Below are 20,019 nucleotides of genomic sequence, written 5' to 3' on the forward strand. Positions count from 1 at the left end.
CATACAACAAATTTAAGGAGCAAAACGCAATTTAAAAGGATTTTCCAGTTAGGATTGTGTTTTCGTAGTACAAATCAATTAAAACTTAAGATTTGACAGTTATCTCTTTATCGTTGACACTTTAGTTCACAAAAAAAGCGACTCCGAAGAGCCGCCTAATCAATTTAGAACATGCTTGGACCTCCCAAAAAGAGGACAAGCATTTCTTTTATAACGTGAGAGTTACTGATTTATTTCAATAATTCATAAATACCTGCCACACCTTGTCCACCACCGACACAAGCCGTGACCATACCGTATTTCTGATTACGTCTTCTCATTTCATTGAAAAGTTGCACTGAAAGTTTTGCACCTGTACAACCAAGTGGATGACCTAATGCAATCGCTCCACCGTTTACATTCACAATACCCGGATCAATATCAATATTCTTCAATACCGCTAATGACTGCGCTGCAAAAGCCTCATTCAATTCAACTTGCTCAATGTCTGACAATTTTAATCCTGCTTGAGCTACTGCTCTTGGAATTGCCTCTACAGGACCAATACCCATGATTCTTGGATCTACCCCTGCCGACGCATAAGACACCATTCTTGCGATTGGCTCCAATTTCAATTCCTTTACCATACGTTCAGACATTACCATCACGAATGCGGCGCCGTCTGAAGTTTGAGAAGAGTTACCCGCTGTTACTTGTCCTCCTTGTTTGAAGGCAGGTTTTAAACGACCTAAACCTGAAGCGTCAGATTTACGTGGACCTTCATCCGTATCCACTACAAATTCTCTTGTCTTTTTACGGTCACCTTCCAAGTACGTTTCTTTCACTGTAATTGGAACAATCTCATCTTTGAATTTTCCATCAGCAATTGCTGCTAGCGCTTTCTCATGTGATTTTACAGCAAACTCATCTGCTTCATCACGATCAATGCCGTAATCCTTCGCTACTTCTTCTGCCGTAAGACCCATATTCAAATAATACTGAGGCGTTTCCGTTGCAATTTTGTAGTTCAAACCAGTCTTGTATCCCATCATTGGCACCATAGACATAGATTCTGTACCACCTGCAATAATACAGTCTGCCATTCCAGCACGGATTTTAGCCGTTGCCATTGAGATCGTTTCCACACCAGAACCACAGTATCTGTTCACTGTTACACCTGGTACTTTTAAGTTATCTGGAGCAAAAGCAAGCAATGAAATCATTCTTGCCATTTGCATACCTTGTTCTGCTTCTGGAATTGCACAACCTACAATGAGGTCATCAATTCGAGTGGGGTCCAAAGCCGGTACGCTCTGAACGAGATGTTGGATTACATCTGCTGCTAAATCGTCAGGGCGTGTGAATCGAAATCCACCTTTTTTCGCCTTGCCAATCGCTGTTCTATATCCTGCTACTATGTAAGCTTCCATTGTTTTAATTATTAATGATCAGTTGTTTAATGGTGATTAGTAAAATTAGTTTCTTAAAGGTTTCCCTTTGAATAGAATACTTTGGATACGCTCCAATGTTTTCTTCTCGCCTGATAAACTCAAGAACGCTTCACGCTCTAAGTCCAATAAATATTGCTCAGAAACTAAAGTTGGAGCTGAAAGGTCTCCACCATTGATCACATAATTTAATTTACGAGCAATCTTAGCATCGTGGTCTGAAGCCCAATGTGCGTATTGCATTCCTGCTACACCTGCTTCAAACAATGCCATACCGCCACGGCCTTGTACTTTGATATCTCTTCTAGGATTGGCTTGTGCATAACCTAAAGCGGACAATTCCAACACACGTGTTTTGGCATCTGCAATCACACGCTTACGGTTTAGTGTTACTCTAGATTGAGCATTCATGAAGCCCATATTTCTCATTTCCTCTGCTGATGTTGCCACTTTTGCTGTTGCAATGCTCATAAACGCATCTTGCAGACGGTTGTACTCCGGATCACCTTCTTTTAATGAATCTGATACTCGAAGTGCCATTTCTTTTGTTCCTCCACCAGCAGGAATCAAACCAACGCCCACTTCTACTAATCCCATATAGGTTTCAGCATGTGCTTGAATGGCATCACAGTGCATTGACAACTCACAACCACCACCTAATGCTAGACCAGAGGTTGCCGCCACTACAGGTACTGAAGAGTAACGCGCTCTCATCATTGTTTTCTGGAACTGAGCAATCATCAAATTGATTTCATCATATTCCTGATCACATGCAAACATAAACAGCATGGCTAAGTTGGCACCTGCTGAGAAGTTGGCCGATTCATTACCGATTACAAGGCCTTTCCAGCCTTTTTCTTCCGCAATTGAAATCGCTGTATTTACACCTTCAAGGTTTTCAGCACCTAAGGCATTCATTTTGGTATGGAACTCAAGGTTCAAAACGCCATCTCCAATATCAAATAATGTTGCTCCTGCATTGCTCCATACTACATTTTCTCCACGCAATGTTTCTAACATCACTAATGACTCTGTACCAGGAACGACTTTGTATGATTTAGATGGAATATCATAATAGAAACGCTGACGGTCTTCATTTTTATAGAATGAAGTGTGACCTGCTTCCAACATTTCATAAACCCAAGCCGCTGGCTTTTCACCTGCAGCTTCCATTTTCTCTACAGTCTCTTTGACACCAAGAATATCCCAAGTCTCAAACGGACCTAATTCCCAAGCGAAACCAGCTGCAACTGCTTCATCAATTCTAAATAATTCATCTGCAATTTCTGGAATACGGTTTGAGCAGTAACGGAATACATCATAGAAAGTCTTACGATAGAAATCCCCAGCTTTATCTTCAAAACCTAGTAAGATTGGAAGACGTTCTCTTAGGTTGTCAATGTCTTTTACCGCCTCTAGTGCTTTGAATTTCGCTCTCGTTTTTGGCTGGTATTCAAATGTTTCAAGATTCAATTCAAGAATAACTTTTTTGCCATTCTCGTCCTTTGTCTTTTTATAATAACCTTGTTTTGTCTTATCACCAAACCACTGACGGTCATTTAACTCGCTTACGATTTTTGGTAAAACAAAACGTTCTTTTGATTCATCTTCAGGTAAACCTGCATGCAAGTTGTTTGATACTTTCACCATTGTATCCAAACCAACCACATCACTTGTACGGAATGTTGCCGACTTCGCTCTACCAATGATAGGTCCAGTTAATTTGTCAACTTCACCTACTGACAACCCCATTTCCTGAATAGTATGCATACCAGACATGATTGCATATACACCAATACGATTGGCGATAAATGCAGGTGTGTCTTTACACAATACTGTTTCTTTGCCTAGATGTACATCACCATAATGCATCAAGAAATCTACAACATCTTGATCAGTGCTTGGTCCAGGAATGATTTCCAGTAAACGTAAATAACGTGGAGGGTTGAAAAAGTGCGTACCACAGAAGTTTTTCACGAAGTCCTCACTTCTACCATCGCACATAAACTTGATCGGAATACCTGATGTATTTGATGTTATTAATGTACCCGGTTTACGGTGTTGTTCAACTTGTTCAAAAACTTTCTTTTTGATTTCTAAGTTCTCTACCACCACCTCAATCACCCAATCACATGAAGCGATTTTAGGCATATCGTCGGTAAAGTTTCCTGTAGAAACCAAGCGCTCAATTCCTTTTTTGAAAATAGGTGCAGGCTTAGATTTTAGAGCAGTTTTTAGAGCATCATCAACAATTCGATTACGAACTGATTTTGTTTCAAGGGTTAATCCTTGTGCTGCTTCTTTCTCTGATAATTCACGAGGCACTATGTCTAACAATAATACCTCTACGCCAATATTGGCAAAGTGACATGCAATTCTAGATCCCATAACGCCGGAACCCAGAACCGCCACTTTATTGATAGTTCTGTTTTTCATCGGTTTACCGATTGGTGTTGTTTATTGTATTTATTTTAATTGGGTGTAAACGCTTTGAAAGTAAAACTACTTTTTATTCACGTTTTCCTCAGTTATTCCAAAGCCTTTGAGTTGATCTCTGATCTCATCAAACATTTGCCCTTTAGGGTCTTTAATTACTTCGTTAATGCTATCCATCACATTAAAGAAGGTTCCTAGTTCTTCTGGAGTAATTTTTTCTTCTACTCTTCTTTGAAAAACTTTTACGGTCTGTTTCGACATTTCTCGTTTCATCTGACCATAATCCGTTAAGCGAATAATTACTTTTCGCTTATCCGTTTTATCTGCAACCCTCTCAATAAGTCCTTTTTCTTCAAAGCTTTTCAACATTCGAGTAAGGCTTCTTGCCTCCATACCCATCAAGGGAGCAATTTTTGTAGCAGGAGTTCCTTCAACAGGGTCAATATTTAAAAGCACAAAACCGATGGAGTGGGAAATTTCATAATCTGCACCTAATAAATTGTACATTTTTGAAATTGCTAACCAAGTTGCTTTAATGCTTAAATCGACCGACTTTTTCTTTTTTTCAGTTCTACGTAATTCGCCCATGCTTTCATAATAATTTTGTGATGTGTGTGTGTTTGTGTTATTGGTGAGATGCATAGGAATATTTTACGTCTAAAATACGCTTATCCTCTCCTTCAATTCCAAATATATAAATATTTAGTATGCAAGCATAACATTTTTTAAAAAGTTTTATTAAAATTTATTTAGAAATCTATTAATTATCACAAAAGATCTATTACAAAACATACAATTAAATAAAGGTTTCAGAGCTTGTTTAAAACAATTAGTTACATTTGTGTGCTATATTAGTTGTGACAACAACTTTTATCAAAAACATCGGAATAATTTCAATAGAAAGCAGAATGAAAGAACTCGCTTATCTTAATAAATATATTATACGCTATGGCTTTAGATTATCGTTGGGTATCATTTTTATGATCATTTCCAACATATTTGCTATTGCACCGGCACAAGTGGTACGCTATGCATTAGACTTAGTTGTAGACACCTTAAAAACACAAACTTTACTAAAAGGAAGTAGCATTTATGACAGTTACATCAATGAATTTTTCCAAATCGTATTGCTTTATGGTGGTGTCATCGTAGGTATGGCGTTTATGAGAGGAATATTCTTATTCTTTGTACGTCAGACTATCATTGTGATGTCTCGTTTGATTGAGTTTGACTTGAAGAATGACATTTTTGAACATTACCAGAAACTCCCATTAAGTTTTTACAGAAAAAATAATACGGGTGACTTGATGGCCAGAATTTCTGAAGATGTCAGTAAAGTAAGAATGTACTTGGGACCTGCCATTATGTATAGTATCAATATGGTCATTTCATTCATATTGACTATTTCTATCATGGCAAGTATCAATGTGGAATTGACAATTTGGGCTTTATTTCCTCTTCCATTGCTTTCTATCAGTATTTATTTTGTCAATAATATCATCAATAAAAAGTCTGAATTGATTCAACAGCAATTGTCTGCCATGTCAACTTTTGTACAAGAAGCATTTTCAGGTATTAGAGTATTAAAAGCTTTTGTGAGAGAAAAAGAATCACTCCACAACTTCACGGCTACCGCTGAAGAATACCAAGATCGTCAATTGGAATTGGCCAAAGTAAACTCAATGTTTTATCCATTAATGCTCTTTTTAATTGGGTTAAGCACAATCTTAACTGTGTATGTAGGTGGTTTAGAAGTTGAAAAAGGAGCCATTACACCAGGTGTTATTGCCGAGTTTATCATGTATGTAACACTTTTAACTTGGCCAGTGACATCATTAGGGTGGGTAACTAGTATTGTACAAAGAGCTGCCGCTTCTCAGAAAAGAATCAATGAGTTTTTAAGCATAGAACCTGAAATCACTTCACCGACCAACAAACCTTTTGAGATTAAAGGTAAAATCACTTTCAAAGATGTCTCTTTAGTTTATCCTGATTCAGGAATAAAAGCATTAAATAAGGTTTCTTTTGAAATAGAAACAGGTAAGACATTAGCAATTTTGGGGACAACAGGTTCAGGTAAAAGTACTGTAGCCAACTTAATCTCTAGATTATATGACCCTACAGAAGGAAAAATTTTAATAGATGATCATGATCTCAAAACATTGAATCTTCATGACATCCGTTCCCAAATCAATATGGCTCCTCAAGATGTATTTTTATTCTCTAATACATTGAGAAATAATATCGCTTTTGCCAAAGCAGATGCTACTGAGGAAGACATCATTAGAGCAACTAAAAATGCAGGACTTTGGGACAACATTCAAAATATGGACAACGGCCTTGACACTATTGTTGGAGAAAGAGGAATCACGTTATCCGGAGGACAAAAACAAAGAGCTACCATAGCCAGAGCTATTTTGGGTACGCCTAGTATTTTGATTTTAGATGATAGCTTATCTGCGGTTGACACCAATACAGAAAACGAAATTTTAAACAATTTACAAGAGGTGATGAAGGATAGAACTTCAGTAATTATCTCTCATAGGGTTTCATCTGTAAAATTGGCAGATAAAATTATTGTACTTCACGAAGGCAATATCATTGAGCAAGGAACTCATGATGAGCTACTTAAAATTGAAGGACACTATCAATCACTTTACCAACAACAATCAGAGAGCAATAATTAAAGAATATTTGCAAATTATTAATTAGATTTGTTTCGATTCATAAGACAAATTAAACATTGAGTACCTGAAAAATGGTATTCTGATTTACCCGTTATAATGATTCAAATTTTTATAGTCTAATGATGGCTATAAGTAAAGACCTAATTTTAAATTAATTTTAGCTTACATCGTGTAAAGTTGATTTTCAATTTGTAAATTATCTGACATATCCTGTAAGCCGACAACGCTATCTTTTTAAAATTTGAATACTCAAAACCAAATACATAAAATCTCTGAGAAAGAATTCAAAGAGCTCTTTGATAAATACTATGATAGTATAAGGGGTTTCATCTTCTATAAAATTGGCGATATCGATCTTTCTGAAGACATTGCTCAAGAAACTTTTGTGAAATTTTGGGAGTCAAGAGAAAAAGTAATTCTTGATACTGTAAAAACTTACCTCTATACCATTGCAAATAACTTAATGCTCAACCATATCAAACATGGAAAAGTTGTACTACAATTTGAGCAAAAACAAAACAAAAAAGATGGGGAAGTGGAAACAAATCCTGAATACAAAATGGAACTTGATGAGTTTCAATCTACATTAAATAAAACCATCTCCGAGATTCCTGACAAAAGTAGAACTGTTTTTTTAATGAATAGAATTGATGGACTGACCTATACCGAAATCAGCGAAAGGTTAGGTGTGAGTGTCAAGGCCATTGAAAAAAGAATGTCGAAAGCCTTAAGTATTCTTAGAAAGGAATTGGATGTAAATATCTAAAATTACAGTCCAATTTATGCTTAATAGTTCAATATAAACCGGTTGTATAAAGTTTAGAAATCATAAATGAGAGTTAATTTCATTAGAAAACTTTAATTGATTTTTGTATGTTTGCCATTTCTGAGTAGAGTCCTCTTACTCAGAGTAATATTTAATAACAAATAAACAAACAATAATAATATGATCAATCTTGTATTATTTGGCCCTCCAGGTGCAGGAAAGGGAACACAAAGTGATATGATTAAAGAAAAGTATAATCTTGTTCACTTGTCAACTGGAGATCTTCTTCGTGGTGAAATCAAAGCAGGGACTCCTCTTGGAATCAAAGCGAAAGAATTGATGGATCAAGGTCAATTAGTACCAGACGAGGTTGTGATTGGAATGATTGATTCTAAAATTAAAGCAAACAAAGAAGGTAATGGTTTTATCTTTGATGGTTTCCCTCGTACAGTAGCTCAAGCTGAAGCGTTAGATGGTTTAATGTCTGAAAATGATATTGCTATCTCAGGTATGGTTGCTCTTGATGTTGATGAGGAAGAATTAACAAAGAGAATCTTGAAGCGTGGTGAAACTTCAGGTCGTACTGATGACCAAAACGAAGACTTGATCCGTAATCGTGTAAAGGAGTACAACACTAAAACGGCTCCTGTTGCGAACTTCTACGAAGCTCAAGGAAAATACAAAGCAATCGGCGGTGTAGGTTCTATTGAAGAGATCTTCACTAACTTATGTGCAGCGATCGATAGCTTATAATCAATATATTTATATTGCAGAGAAGGGGTATTACGAAGGTAATACCTCTTTTTTATTGGCTTAGAAAATATTCTACTCTTATTTTATTATTTAATTCATTGGTTTTAAAATTTGCTGAGCTTAATAGAAACCTAAATTTTGAAAGTGAAAATTCTCCGTTTTAGGTTATGAAGAAGTTAATTTTTGAGAGAATAGTGGTTCTATAGTCGATAAAATTAACGAAATAATGTTCTAAAAAGGTGGATTTTCACCAAAAGAGAGGTTTTTATTATGCTCTACTTCCAATCAGTTGTTAATAATAGTCATAGAGTTTCTGATCTTTCCCTACCTTTGCAGTTCGGCTTGAAAGTGAGTATTGCATCAATGCATTTTTGTCCTATGCACCCTCCTCTCTTAAAAGCCTTATTATTCGACATTTAGCATAGAAAAAATGGCTTCATCAAATTTTATAGATTACGTAAAAATATTCACACGTTCAGGTTCTGGCGGATCTGGAGCAGTATCTTTTCGTAGAGAAAAACACGTACCGAAAGGTGGTCCTGACGGTGGTGATGGTGGACGAGGTGGACATATCATCTTAAAAGCTGATAAACAACTTTGGACTTTATTACACCTGAAATACCGTAAACACGTTCATGGAAACAATGGAGAAAGTGGTCAAGGTACAGGTAAAAGTGGGGCCGAAGGTGAAGATATTATCCTTAATGTGCCTTTGGGAACAATCGCAAAAGACGCTGAAACAGGAGAAAAACTTTGTGAGCTGACAGAAGACGGTCAGGAAATCATCTTGATGAAAGGTGGCCGTGGTGGATTAGGTAACAGAAACTTTAAAACTGCTACCAATCAAACGCCTCGTTACGCTCAGCCGGGTGAAGACTGCCAAGAAGCTTGGGTGATTCTTGAGTTAAAAGTATTGGCAGATGTAGGTCTTGTTGGATTCCCTAATGCGGGTAAATCTACTTTACTTTCTGTCCTTTCAGCAGCAAAACCTGAAATCGCTGACTACCCATTTACAACAATGGTTCCTAACCTTGGTGTGATTTCTTACCGTGATAATCGTTCATTTGTCATGGCGGATATTCCTGGTATCATCGAAGGTGCGGCAGAAGGAAAAGGCTTGGGTATTCGTTTCTTACGACATATCGAGCGTAACTCTGTATTACTATTCATGGTTCCTGCAGACAGTGAAGATGTAGCGCATGATTACCAAGTATTAGTCAACGAATTGACAAAATACAACCCTGAGTTATTGGATAAAAACCGTCTTTTAGCCATCACTAAAAGCGATATGCTGGATGAAGAGCTAGAGGAAATGATCTCTGAGACACTTCCAGAAGGCGTACCTTATGTATTTATTTCTTCACTCGCCCAAAAAGGTATTCCTGAACTAAAAGACATGCTTTGGGAAGCCATCAATGACGGCGTAGAAGAAGAAGTTCAAGAGTTTGTAGAAGAAGATTACGAACCTCTACCAGACGCAGATTACAATCCTTATCAAGATCGAATTGATTTGGAAAATGAAGCGGATGAGGAAGAATAAAAATAATGAGAGGCAATTTCGAAAGAGATTGCCTTTTTTGCTTTTTTGTATAAAAAGAGGTTACCTCATCAAAAAAGGTAACCTCTTAATACTTCAATCTATTCTAACTATTTTACTACTGATATCTTATTATTTCAACCAAGCTGCTAACATCCAAATTGTTTTCTCTTGCTCGCTGATCAATTCTGAAAGTAAAGCTACTGTACCTTCATCACCTGCATCAGATGCCTGCTCAATTACTTCTCTTTCAATTTTTAATAATGTAGACAGGTTATTAACTACTAATTCTACTGAAGCCACATCAGTTGTAATGTTCTTTCCTTGCTCAATTTCCGATGCTTCTAAATAATCAGAAAAAGTATGCAACGGCTGTACTCCTAATGTCAAAATTCTTTCTGCAATCTCGTCAACGCGATCATTTGCACCTGTATATAACTCTTCAAATTTTGCGTGAAGTTCAAAGAAGTTTTTACCTTGAATATTCCAGTGTAAGCCTCTCAAATTCTGATAGTACAGTTGGAAGTTGGCTAATAAAGTGTTTAATCCTTGTCCTAATTGTGATGCTTTTTCTACATCAATTCCGATTATATTTAATGCTAAAGTATTCATGTTTATATCTATCTTTTTGTTTGTTTCTGATTGATTACACTACAAAGGTGGTGGATTTTAATTATAAATAAAAATAATATGTTTTTATATAGATATAATAAAAAACTATAAACATAGAAATAAAAAAAGCACAAGTTCCTCAACATCTAGCGCAAGTGTTAAGCGAAAGCGACACTTGTGCTGACATCTGTAAAAAGTCTGAAGACTTTTAGATAATAATCTATTCCAAAGAAATAATGTAGAGCTTTACCTAAATCAGCTCAACATCCAACACTTTCAAGGTTTTACCTGAATAATTTCCAGCACTTGAATACAGATATTCATCAGGTTCATTGACTATTCCCTCTTTGAGAGGATTATCATGAATATAATTTAACTTTTGAGAAAGTGAATCAGAGCTCGTAAGCATTTTTGGACAATTATGCTGTTGCCAGAATTGATATCTGGTATTATTTTTATTTCTTTGACCTGTTTTTTCAAACATCCAAATCAACCATTTTTTCCTACTCTCAACTGGATTATTTTTAATTGCATTAATGATTTTAAGAGACGTAAACTTCTTCATATCTCTAAGGATATATTCTAGCTTATTATCTTCATTATTCGATATTATAAGATGAATATGATTAGTCATGACAACGTAAGCATGTAATGCCAACCCTTTATTTTTTTGACAATATTTCAAGCTATCAATAATGATGTCTTTGTATTCTTTTCTTGTAAAAACATCAATCCAATGAACTACAGAAAGTGTAACAAAATAGCATTTAGTCTGATCTAGAATTTTGTATTTTCTACTCATTTTTGAATCGTTATTGTAATAGTTAGTTTTTAATGTTGCCACTTTGAGCATGAGAGCTTTTCTTGTGGGATTATAAGTCTACAGACTTATTAAAAATACCAGCACAAGTCTCGCCTGCGGCTTAAGACTTGCGCTAGTAAATTAGTTTTATTTCTTATCGATCAATCGCCACCATTTGCTCTGGAGCTACAATAGCAAAGATTGTTGCATATTCAAATGCTACTTCTTTAAAACGCTGGAAACGACCTGAAGCACCACTGTGACCTGCCTCCATGTTTGTCTTAAGCATAATGTAATTATCACTTGTACTTTCTTGACGAAGTTTAGCTACCCATTTTGTAGGCTCCCAATATTGTACTTGAGAATCATGCAAGCCAGAAGTCACCAACATGTGTGGATAGTCTTTTTTCTCTACCTGATCATAAGGAGAATAAGACAACATGTAGTCATAATACTTCTTCTCGTTTGGATTACCCCACTCATCATACTCACCGGTAGTCAATGGAATAGATTCATCCAACATCGTTGTCACTACATCCACAAATGGTACGTCTGAGATGACGAATTTATAAAGATCAGGACGAGCATTTACCACAGCGCCCATCAATAATCCACCAGCAGAACCACCATTGATCACAAACTTTTCTGCAGATGTATATTTTTCTTCAATTAAGAATTCTGAACAGGCGATGAAATCGGTGAATGTATTTTTCTTCTTCAACATTTTACCGTCTTCATACCAAGCTCTACCTAAATCTTCTCCACCTCTGATATGAGCAATCGCGAAAGCGAAACCTCTTTCCATCAAACTAATTCTTGAGGGTGAAAAGGCTACATCATAAGAAATACCATAAGAGCCGTAACCCGTCATGTACAGTGGGTTTTGGCCGTTCAACTCAAAACCTTTTTTATACACTACAGAAATAGGCACTTTTACACCATCTTTTGCGGTAGCATACAAACGTTTTGCTTCGTAATCTTGTGGATCAAATTTGCCTAAAACCTTTTGTTGTTTTAGTAAAACTCTTGATCTATCCACCATATTGTAATCATATTCTGAATAAGGTGTTGTCAAAGAATTGTAGCCAAAACGTAAGATATCAGTGTTGAAATCAGGATTGGCACCAGACCAAGCACTGTAAGTCTCTTCTCCAAAATCTAAATAGTGCTCTGATCCATCTTCCCATTTAATGATACGGATATGTACCAAACCATCTCTTCTCTCTTCAATTACATAGAAGTTTTTGAAGATATCCAAGCCTTCAAGAAGTGTATCTGTTCTGTGTGCAATTACTTCTTCCCAATTGTTTTTATCAGTAGTATCAGCATCTTCTGCCACTTTCATCAATCGGAAGTTTTTCGCATCCCAGTTGGTTACGATATAAAAATGACCATTGAAATGAGAGACGCTATATTCGTGCTTTCTTTCTCTTGAAATAAAAGGTTTGAATTCTCCAAACGGATCATTGGCTTTCAGAATTCTAGTCTCTGTAGTCAATGTAGAACCAGATTCAATCGCTAAATATTCTCTTGATTTTGTTCTTCTAACCCCAATCCAGAATGTATCATCTTTTTCCTCATAAACCATTACGTCTTCCGACTGAGGAGTACCTAAAGTGTGTCTCCATACTTTATCTGGACGCAATGTTTCTTTGTCTTGAGTCGTGTAAAAAACAGTTTTTCCATCAGCCGCCCAAACTGCATCGCCTGAGGTTTCTTCTAATACATCTTCAAGGTTTTCACCTGTAGAAAGGTCTCTGAAACGAACAGTATATATTCTTCTTCCGACAATATCCTCCGCATAGGCAATTTTATTCTGATCCTCGCCTACGGTCATTCCTCCCACTTTATAATAAGATTTATCTTTTGCTTCAATATTCGCATCAATCAAAATCTCTTCTTCCGCTTCTAATGAACCTTTTTTACGGCAGTAAATAGGGTACTCCCCTCCTTCCACATAGCGTACATAATAATAGTAATCTCTTGCTTTATAAGGAACAGATTCGTCTTTCTCTTGAATACGTCCTTTTAGCTCTTCAAACAAATCTTTCTCGAATTGCTTGTGTTCAGACATTACATCATCAATGTATTTATTTTCGGCATTGAGATAATCAATTACTTCTTGATTTTCTCTATCTCGCATCCAATAATAAGGGTCAACTCTTTGGTCGCCATGGGTTTCTAATGTCTTAGGCTCCTTACGAGCTATAGGGGGTTGGATATTTTTATTCATATTTATGTCTTTATCCTACAAAAATAATCAGATCTTAAAATAAGTAGGTCATTCGTGTAACCTTTTATGCTGTAAAACCTAAGTTTATTGAAAATGAACACCTTAGCTGTTCAAACAGTGTATTTACTGTTCGTTTTCGAACGTGATTTTAAATAAAAAAGTGATGAATATCAATATATTTTACTGACTTTCAACTACTTATGTTTTTATGGCACAGATATAGAATAATTGTTAGTGTGTCAAATTAATTTCAAAAACATAATTCATAAATATCATGAAAACTATTTTCTTAACGCTTACAATATTAATCTCAAGTTTTGTTTCAGTATTTGCCAATACATCAGATTTAGAAGCACCCAACGATGAAAAAAGTGCAATGCTTATAAAGAAGGTTCAAAAAGCAGATAAAAACGATTGGGTTACTTTAAAAGATGCAGCTTTATTTACAATCAACTGGAATGGTGATTTAGAAATGGCCAAACAATGGATTGATAAAGCAATTACAATAGATAAAAATGCTTTAACATTAGAAGTTTTAGGAGATTATTATGTTAGAACTCGCAATGTTGAAAAAGCAACTGAAACTTATTTTAAAGCTCTTGAGGAAGGAGTTACAAGTTTAGGTAAAGAAGATATGGAACGTATACAACGTAAAGTGTTAGTTTACGCTAGAATGAAATAAAAAAGATTTGGAATATCCGTATTCCGATGACTATCATATATTCATAACACTCATGAAGCCAAGAGGTTTGTTTGCCTCTTGGCTTTTTCTTTTTTATATTGATTGACAAGTACAGTGTAAACTAAATTTTCGAATATTTATGGTATTTAGAAATCAGGAGATTTCTGTTGATCTGTAGGACACGAATGACGCTATCGCTTAACATTCGCGCCAGTGGACTTTCTACCCAATTCGTTTGGTACTGCTTTCCTTGGCCTTGAATTTTTTGCTTTGTTTTTGTTTCAAGACAAAATGAAGAAGAAGGAAGTTTGAAAGTAGACCCTATAAATCCTTGTAGATAGGTCAATTAAAAGTTGATGATAATTTAGTTTACAATGTAAGAAGTACTAAGACAAAATAAATAAGCATTAACGATGATGCATTTTTTAGCTTAGTTCTTAGAAAAAAGTAAACTCAAATTATAACGATTCAAGCTAACGATTCTCTCATGAAAGAAGATTTTCTTTACTTCATCTGGAAATTTCAATATTTCAAGTCTATTCAGCTATGTACTGATCAAAATGAAAACCTTGAAATCATCTCTACTGGTTTACAAAACCATGATGCCGGCCCTGATTTTTTAAATGCCCACTTGCGCATCAATGGTATAGAATGGCATGGCAATATTGAGATTCATGTGAAAGCTTCTGATTGGAAAAAACATCAACATTCTCAAAATCGTGCTTATGATAATGTAATCCTTCACGTTGTGTGGGAAAATGATTTTAATGTTTTCCGGAAAGATCACTCCCTGATACCCACGTTAAGCATTAAAAATTGTATTGATCCAAAAATACAAGACGGATATACTTCTTTTCGTCTCAATGATGATGTAATTGCATGTGGTTCACAATTGGAAAATGTTTCTCGCCTTCACAAACTTGCGATGTTGGATCGTGTTTTTTTAGAGAGAATCGAAAGAAAAGCAGGAAAAATACTTCAACAACTCCAGCATTCAAATAGAGATTGGGAAGAATGTACCTACAGAACCTTAGCAGAATATTTTGGCTTTAAGGTAAATAATGATGCTTTTCAACGCTTGTCTTCGATTGTTCCTATCCGTTTATTAAAACTTCATGCGTATCAACCCCTTCAAGTTGAAGCATTTCTTTTTGGCAGTGCTGGCTTTTTATCTGATGAGGCTAATTCACCATATATGAAAAAACTTCATCGGGAATATAAATTTCTGAGCCACAAGTATGCCATTAAGGAAAAGGAAATGTCTTTACATGAATGGAAATTTTTAAGATTACGTCCTGCTAATTTCCCAACTATCCGTATTGCTCAACTTTCTAGTATTATCATCAACATTCCGCATTTGTGTTCTGCATTTCTACATATTTCTTCCTTAGAAAGCTTTATCCGTTTCATGCAACATCCTACCTCTGAGTATTGGCATTCTCACTATCACTTTGGTAAAACTTCTCAAAAACCAATTAGTGCATTTATTGGCAAGTCTGCACTACAATCTTTATTGGTCAATGTAGTCGTTCCATTACAATTTGCCTACGGAACAGATAGAAATGAAAGTCGATATAAGGAAAAAGCTATTCAACTCCTAGAAGCTATTCCTCCCGAAAACAATAAGTTCACGAAACTATGGAAAGGATATTCCATTAAAAATAACTCCTCTTTAGATTCTCAAGGATTGATTGAATTGTATACTCAGTATTGTCAAAAAAACAGGTGCTTAGAATGCAGCTTAGGCGTTCAGGTTTTGAACAGTAAAAATAAGCATTAACACTTCAATACATGAACATGTAATCATAAGTGCGTATATTTGTTTTTTCCATCATCCAAGTATTTACTTAATCGAATATATTATGGAACACGATAAGATAGAAAAAGCTGCTTTTATATTAAAAACTATTGCACACCCTGTAAGGCTTAGAATCTTAGAATTATTAGATTGTACGAATCGTTTATCAGTAAGTGAGATCTGTGCTAAATTAAATTGTGAGCAATCTTTAACCTCTCATCATTTATCAAATATGAAGTTGAAAGGTATTTTGTCTTCACAAAGAGAAGGGAAAAATATTTATTATTCTTTGAAAGAAAAGTCAGTCGTTAACATCATTTCATGCTTGGAAGATTGCGACTGTAATATGGGCTAAAGGTCTACTAAATAATATAGGTAGAATCCTCCTCCGCGTCCATGTCTGTTGAATGAGTATTCAAGCTTTAAGACTGAACTATAAAAAGTAACGAAATCCATTCCAAGACCATATCCAATTAAAGGTGTATTGGTTAAACTTTCGTTTGATGGATCTACTCCTGGATAATAAACATACCCTGCATCAATATATGCCTTAAAAAGAATATCAATTGGAATTCTTTTGGCATGCTTTGATTTTATGATGTTCTGAAAATTAAGTGCAGTAGATAAGGCTCTAAACTTTAAATCATTTTTAATAATTGCAGTGTTTTGCCCATCAATCACATAATTATCGTATCCCCTTATAAATAAGTTTTTGTAACCAATAGCCCTCATTTCATTGTAAGGTAGTTTCTCAGGGAATCCTAATTTACCCGCAAAACCAATAGAGTAATAGAACCTTTTTACTTTATCGAGAGGCATAAATTTATAAGCCGACCATTCCATGATGACTGCATTAAGGTCATCAAAGACTCCTAATCCCAACTTCTCTATACCGAGTTTCAAGTAATAGCCATTCAATGGGTAACTTGTAATATCTCTTTTATCTCTAGTGTAAGTGTATCCCAATGTAAAGTACCTCAACTTTGTTCTTCCCTCAAGGAAAAAGTCTGGATTAAGCATTGCAACGGTATCCGCAACTTGGTCTTGATCATAGCTCAATGAAAAATTATGATGATCATAAAAACCATATCGCTTTCCAAAGTTGATAATACCATTCCAAGACCTTCTTAAAACTTCAGTATCTTTTTCTACTTCCACAAAGATGTTGTCTTCTGTTTTATATGCTACCGTAGTTTCTTCCTTAAAAGAACCCGCGAAAGACAAACTTGTCTTTTGTTTTTTATCAATATATGGGAAAGAGTAGCCAATACTGAACTGTCTTGAAAAGCCCAACTCAATCAAAATATCCAACGTTTCATTTCGCCCACGCATATTACGTTGTTTGAAATCCAACCCGTATTGAATCCTTCCTAAGTCTGCCCCTCTATTATTCCACCACTCATTAAAACTTCGATCTGCTAACTCAATAAGAGGCACCGGCCAAGTGTACCATCGCTCTACCATAATGAATTCAATATTGATAGAATCGCTTTCCACTTCGATAACCATGACATCTACAGTTTCAAAAAGTTGAGTGTTAAACACTTTATTCCTTTCAGAAGTGATATACTGTTTAATATTTTTTTTAGGAATAAGTCCACCTTCTTTGATATCAAGCTCCCTATTGATAATCTGAGGTTTGGTTTTATTTAGCCCTACAAAATTTATTTTATTAATATGTACATATCCAACCGTGTCTACATCAAATTGGTCTAAACCCGTGAGTAGCAAGTCATTTTGTGCACATACAGGTTGAGTTAATGATAGCAAAAAGGTCAAAAAAATCACCTTAATGGACAGTGCAATAATGGGAGTTCTATATATATTTGTTTCTAATTTATTCACTATGGCTTGCTATAAAAAAATCAAGCATTTATATGTATGTTTAATATTGTCACTCTAAAGATAGAAAAAGCACAATTAGTCAATTATATTTGTATTAACTTCAGAGTGATTCTAGAAAAATTAAGTTCACTAATATAATATGCTTTTTAGAGGTAGGCACATATTATACCAAGTATTTTAAAATTTAAAAGACAGTTATTATTAACAAGGCAACAAAAATAAACGATATGTTCAATTACAAGAGCATCAAGCGTATCAGTACTATTGCTAGTATTGTGAGTTGGATACTCTTGTTGATGATTGGTGTCCGTGAACAATACCTCACCGATTATAATATCGCACATGCTCCTTTCCCTTCATTTGTAAAAGGATTAATACTCAATATATGGATTATTTCTTCTTACTTTCTGATTTGGCTTTATTTTCAGCCTAAAGAACGGGATTTTCAAGGGCTCTTGTGGCAAATCTTTGTCGTTGCATTATTGTCTACACTCCTTTCTATGGGAGTCAATTTATTGCTCACCTGGCTTAGGGATGAATTACAATATAACCTACCTTTTCTCTACGCCATCTTTTTCCATATTGAGTTTTCGCTTCTGATGACATTACTGATCAGTACTTTTGTCACCTGGAAAAAACTCATATTATTCGAACAAACACAATTCACGCATTATACATGGCTTGCATTTGAAATCTTTTTAGGATTAACAATGCTTGCTCACTTTATCAGAATTGGAACTATTGATGATATCTATTTTAAAATCCCGATTGCATTTTTGATCATTTGGATTCTAATGATTTCGATTAATGTAAGATGGGTTCCTCATCTTAATTTCCAACAAAAAGTTCAAGGTATTTTCAAGCTGGCATTTATCATGTTGGCTTTTAGTTATTTCGTTGCAAGTTTTAGATTTTACTTTTACGAACAATCTTTAATTAGCGATGATTTAATCAAAAACTTATTCCCTGTTACCCTTTTCCTCTTTGTTTTTGTTTATGCTGTATCAGCGGCTTTATTCATGCTGTTCAGTTTACCTACTTCTTCTGTTTTTGAGAAAAAAGAACAAGAGATTAGCAGCTTCAGAAACCTAAGTTTAGCGGTAAGAGATGGGAAACAAGACACTGATGTTTATAAAGTATTATTGCATAGTTCACTGAAAAGCATTCAGGCTGATGCTGGATGGATTGTAGATAATGACTTTAATGTGAAAGTGATTTATGGTATCGATAAAGAAGATATTCTTGTGGTCAACCAAGACCTAAAAGATGCCGAGTACAATGGTTCACAACCCATCAAGCTCAACTTTCAGCCTTACTTCCGCAAGGAGAATGTCAATAGAAATTACCGTTCTATTATTGCTCTCCCTATCATTGTTGATACAGAAGTAAAAAGTTCTCTAGTTTTAGTAAAGAGACTACATAATGCTATTGACTCAGTGATGCAGTCTACGGTCAATACCTATGTTGCTCAAGCGGGCATTGCACTTTTCAACCTCGACCTACTATCCAATGCAGTCAAGAATGAGGTTTATAAAAACAGTATGCAAATTGCCAAACAAACGCAAGAAGCATTAATGCCGAAGAAGCAAGAAATCAATGAAAATATAGAAGTTTATGTTACTTGGGAACCTGCCATTGTGGTAGGAGGTGACTATTATGACATGCACCGATTAAATGACCATGAAGTAAGCTTTATCATTGCCGATGTATCAGGTAAAGGACCTAAAGCGGCCTTCAACATGGCTCAGATGAAAGGTATTTATCATTCATTAGCTCGTGAAGAAGGTATTAAACCTGATGAGTTCTTTACTAAAGCCAACGCTGCTTTAACAGGCTGTATTCAAAGGGATACTTTTATTACTGCCACTTACCTTCATATCAATACTGAATTACAAAAAGTAGATTATGCTAGAGCAGGCCACTGCCCTACATTATATTATAGTAATGCTACAAACGAAGCTACTTTCCTAGACAATAGAGGACTGGGGCTAGGTATTGTAAGAAACAACTCTTACAAAAAATTCATCCATAATCACGAAATCCATTACCAACCTGGAGATATTATGATTCTCTATACTGATGGTATTACTGAAGCGAGAAGTAAAAATGGAGTTGATGAATATGGCTATGATTATATGAAAGCTATCCTTGAAAAAAGTAAAGATGAACCGCTAAAAATTATTGCTAATAAGATACTTTTAGACGTCTATAATTTCATGGGTAAAGAAGCAATGGATGATGATTTCACTTTATTGATCATCCGTCTATAAAAAGGCTTGGAACCTTATTTCTATTAAAATTCGCTCGCTCAACACATTGTAAACTAAGTTCACGGCTTTTAGAAATCAGGAGATTTCTGATGATTTATAGGACACGAATGACGCTTTCGCTTAACATTCGCGCCAGTTGACTTTCTACCCAATTCGTTTGGTAATTCTAAC

The 20,019-nt window shown here is 35.3% G+C and carries 15 protein-coding genes; 8 read left to right on the forward strand and 7 right to left on the reverse strand.

The window, feature by feature from the left end; genetic code table 11:
- Positions 1-230 precede the first annotated feature (230 nt).
- From PL77_RS10420 to PL77_RS10430, 3 genes are all read right to left on the reverse strand, one after another.
- Positions 231-1,409: an acetyl-CoA C-acyltransferase gene (locus tag PL77_RS10420; protein ID WP_044204562.1), complete on the reverse strand. Its 1,179-nt coding sequence runs from the start codon at positions 1,407-1,409 to the stop codon at positions 231-233.
- Positions 1,410-1,454: 45 nt separating this feature from the next.
- The gene (locus tag PL77_RS10425) at positions 1,455-3,863 is read right to left on the reverse strand and encodes a 3-hydroxyacyl-CoA dehydrogenase/enoyl-CoA hydratase family protein (RefSeq protein WP_044204564.1); all 2,409 of its coding nucleotides are present in this window, start codon (positions 3,861-3,863) and stop codon (positions 1,455-1,457) included.
- 66 nt (positions 3,864-3,929) lie between these two features.
- The gene (locus PL77_RS10430; protein WP_044204679.1) at positions 3,930-4,451 is read right to left on the reverse strand and encodes a MarR family winged helix-turn-helix transcriptional regulator; all 522 of its coding nucleotides are present in this window, start codon (positions 4,449-4,451) and stop codon (positions 3,930-3,932) included.
- 320 nt (positions 4,452-4,771) lie between these two features.
- On the opposite strand from PL77_RS10430, the gene PL77_RS10435 reads away from it, so the two are divergent.
- The 4 genes from PL77_RS10435 to obgE all read left to right on the forward strand — a co-directional run bounded on the left by PL77_RS10435 (position 4,772) and on the right by obgE (position 9,609).
- On the forward strand, positions 4,772-6,550 hold the full coding sequence (locus tag PL77_RS10435; protein WP_044204567.1) for an ABC transporter ATP-binding protein: 1,779 nt from the start codon (positions 4,772-4,774) through the stop codon (positions 6,548-6,550).
- 241 nt (positions 6,551-6,791) lie between these two features.
- The gene (locus tag PL77_RS10440) at positions 6,792-7,316 is read left to right on the forward strand and encodes an RNA polymerase sigma factor (RefSeq protein WP_052444304.1); all 525 of its coding nucleotides are present in this window, start codon (positions 6,792-6,794) and stop codon (positions 7,314-7,316) included.
- Between the two features lie 180 nt (positions 7,317-7,496).
- Positions 7,497-8,069: an adenylate kinase gene (locus PL77_RS10445; RefSeq protein WP_044204568.1), complete on the forward strand. Its 573-nt coding sequence runs from the start codon at positions 7,497-7,499 to the stop codon at positions 8,067-8,069.
- 430 nt (positions 8,070-8,499) lie between these two features.
- Complete coding sequence (gene obgE, locus PL77_RS10450; protein ID WP_044204570.1) at positions 8,500-9,609, forward strand: GTPase ObgE; 1,110 nt, start codon at positions 8,500-8,502, stop codon at positions 9,607-9,609.
- 129 nt (positions 9,610-9,738) lie between these two features.
- On the opposite strand, the gene PL77_RS10455 is transcribed toward obgE, so the two are convergent.
- The 3 genes from PL77_RS10455 to PL77_RS10465 all read right to left on the reverse strand — a co-directional run bounded on the left by PL77_RS10455 (position 9,739) and on the right by PL77_RS10465 (position 13,253).
- Positions 9,739-10,218 carry a Dps family protein gene (locus PL77_RS10455; RefSeq protein ID WP_044204571.1) on the reverse strand — a complete coding sequence of 160 codons (480 nt, stop codon included), beginning with the start codon at positions 10,216-10,218 and terminating at the stop codon, positions 9,739-9,741.
- A gap of 250 nt (positions 10,219-10,468) precedes the next feature.
- Positions 10,469-11,020: a transposase gene (locus PL77_RS10460; protein WP_044204685.1), complete on the reverse strand. Its 552-nt coding sequence runs from the start codon at positions 11,018-11,020 to the stop codon at positions 10,469-10,471.
- Between the two features lie 154 nt (positions 11,021-11,174).
- A complete protein-coding gene (locus PL77_RS10465) occupies positions 11,175-13,253 on the reverse strand; it encodes a S9 family peptidase (protein WP_044204573.1) in 2,079 nt (692 codons plus the stop codon).
- A gap of 274 nt (positions 13,254-13,527) precedes the next feature.
- On the opposite strand from PL77_RS10465, the gene PL77_RS10470 reads away from it, so the two are divergent.
- The 3 genes from PL77_RS10470 (at position 13,528) to PL77_RS10480 (ending at position 16,088) form a co-directional block, all read left to right on the forward strand.
- Positions 13,528-13,935 carry a M48 family metallopeptidase gene (locus PL77_RS10470; protein ID WP_044204575.1) on the forward strand — a complete coding sequence of 136 codons (408 nt, stop codon included), beginning with the start codon at positions 13,528-13,530 and terminating at the stop codon, positions 13,933-13,935.
- 487 nt (positions 13,936-14,422) lie between these two features.
- On the forward strand, positions 14,423-15,715 hold the full coding sequence (locus PL77_RS10475; protein WP_044204577.1) for a DUF2851 family protein: 1,293 nt from the start codon (positions 14,423-14,425) through the stop codon (positions 15,713-15,715).
- Positions 15,716-15,797: 82 nt separating this feature from the next.
- The gene (locus tag PL77_RS10480; protein ID WP_044204578.1) at positions 15,798-16,088 is read left to right on the forward strand and encodes a helix-turn-helix transcriptional regulator; all 291 of its coding nucleotides are present in this window, start codon (positions 15,798-15,800) and stop codon (positions 16,086-16,088) included.
- Here PL77_RS10480 and PL77_RS10485 read toward each other — a convergent pair.
- Positions 16,085-17,578: a BamA/TamA family outer membrane protein gene (locus PL77_RS10485; RefSeq protein ID WP_044204580.1), complete on the reverse strand. Its 1,494-nt coding sequence runs from the start codon at positions 17,576-17,578 to the stop codon at positions 16,085-16,087. The genes PL77_RS10480 and PL77_RS10485 overlap by 4 nt on opposite strands.
- Positions 17,579-17,805: 227 nt before the next feature.
- On the opposite strand from PL77_RS10485, the gene PL77_RS10490 reads away from it, so the two are divergent.
- Positions 17,806-19,848 carry a PP2C family protein-serine/threonine phosphatase gene (locus tag PL77_RS10490; protein ID WP_082026479.1) on the forward strand — a complete coding sequence of 681 codons (2,043 nt, stop codon included), beginning with the start codon at positions 17,806-17,808 and terminating at the stop codon, positions 19,846-19,848.
- Positions 19,849-20,019: the final 171 nt, after the last annotated feature.

It is taken from the genome of Flammeovirga sp. OC4 (assembly GCF_000812565.1).
GTDB lineage: Bacteria > Bacteroidota > Bacteroidia > Cytophagales > Flammeovirgaceae > Flammeovirga.

Coding starts and splice junctions, on each gene's coding strand:
- PL77_RS10420 (WP_044204562.1), bottom strand. CDS start 1,409: ATGGAAGCTTACATAGTAGCAGGATATAGAACAGCGATTGGCAAGGCG.
- PL77_RS10425 (WP_044204564.1), bottom strand. CDS start 3,863: ATGAAAAACAGAACTATCAATAAAGTGGCGGTTCTGGGTTCCGGCGTT.
- PL77_RS10430 (WP_044204679.1), bottom strand. CDS start 4,451: ATGGGCGAATTACGTAGAACTGAAAAAAAGAAAAAGTCGGTCGATTTA.
- PL77_RS10435 (WP_044204567.1), top strand. CDS start 4,772: ATGAAAGAACTCGCTTATCTTAATAAATATATTATACGCTATGGCTTT.
- PL77_RS10445 (WP_044204568.1), top strand. CDS start 7,497: ATGATCAATCTTGTATTATTTGGCCCTCCAGGTGCAGGAAAGGGAACA.
- obgE (WP_044204570.1), top strand. CDS start 8,500: ATGGCTTCATCAAATTTTATAGATTACGTAAAAATATTCACACGTTCA.
- PL77_RS10455 (WP_044204571.1), bottom strand. CDS start 10,218: ATGAATACTTTAGCATTAAATATAATCGGAATTGATGTAGAAAAAGCA.
- PL77_RS10460 (WP_044204685.1), bottom strand. CDS start 11,020: ATGAGTAGAAAATACAAAATTCTAGATCAGACTAAATGCTATTTTGTT.
- PL77_RS10465 (WP_044204573.1), bottom strand. CDS start 13,253: ATGAATAAAAATATCCAACCCCCTATAGCTCGTAAGGAGCCTAAGACA.
- PL77_RS10470 (WP_044204575.1), top strand. CDS start 13,528: ATGAAAACTATTTTCTTAACGCTTACAATATTAATCTCAAGTTTTGTT.
- PL77_RS10475 (WP_044204577.1), top strand. CDS start 14,423: ATGAAAGAAGATTTTCTTTACTTCATCTGGAAATTTCAATATTTCAAG.
- PL77_RS10480 (WP_044204578.1), top strand. CDS start 15,798: ATGGAACACGATAAGATAGAAAAAGCTGCTTTTATATTAAAAACTATT.
- PL77_RS10490 (WP_082026479.1), top strand. CDS start 17,806: ATGTTCAATTACAAGAGCATCAAGCGTATCAGTACTATTGCTAGTATT.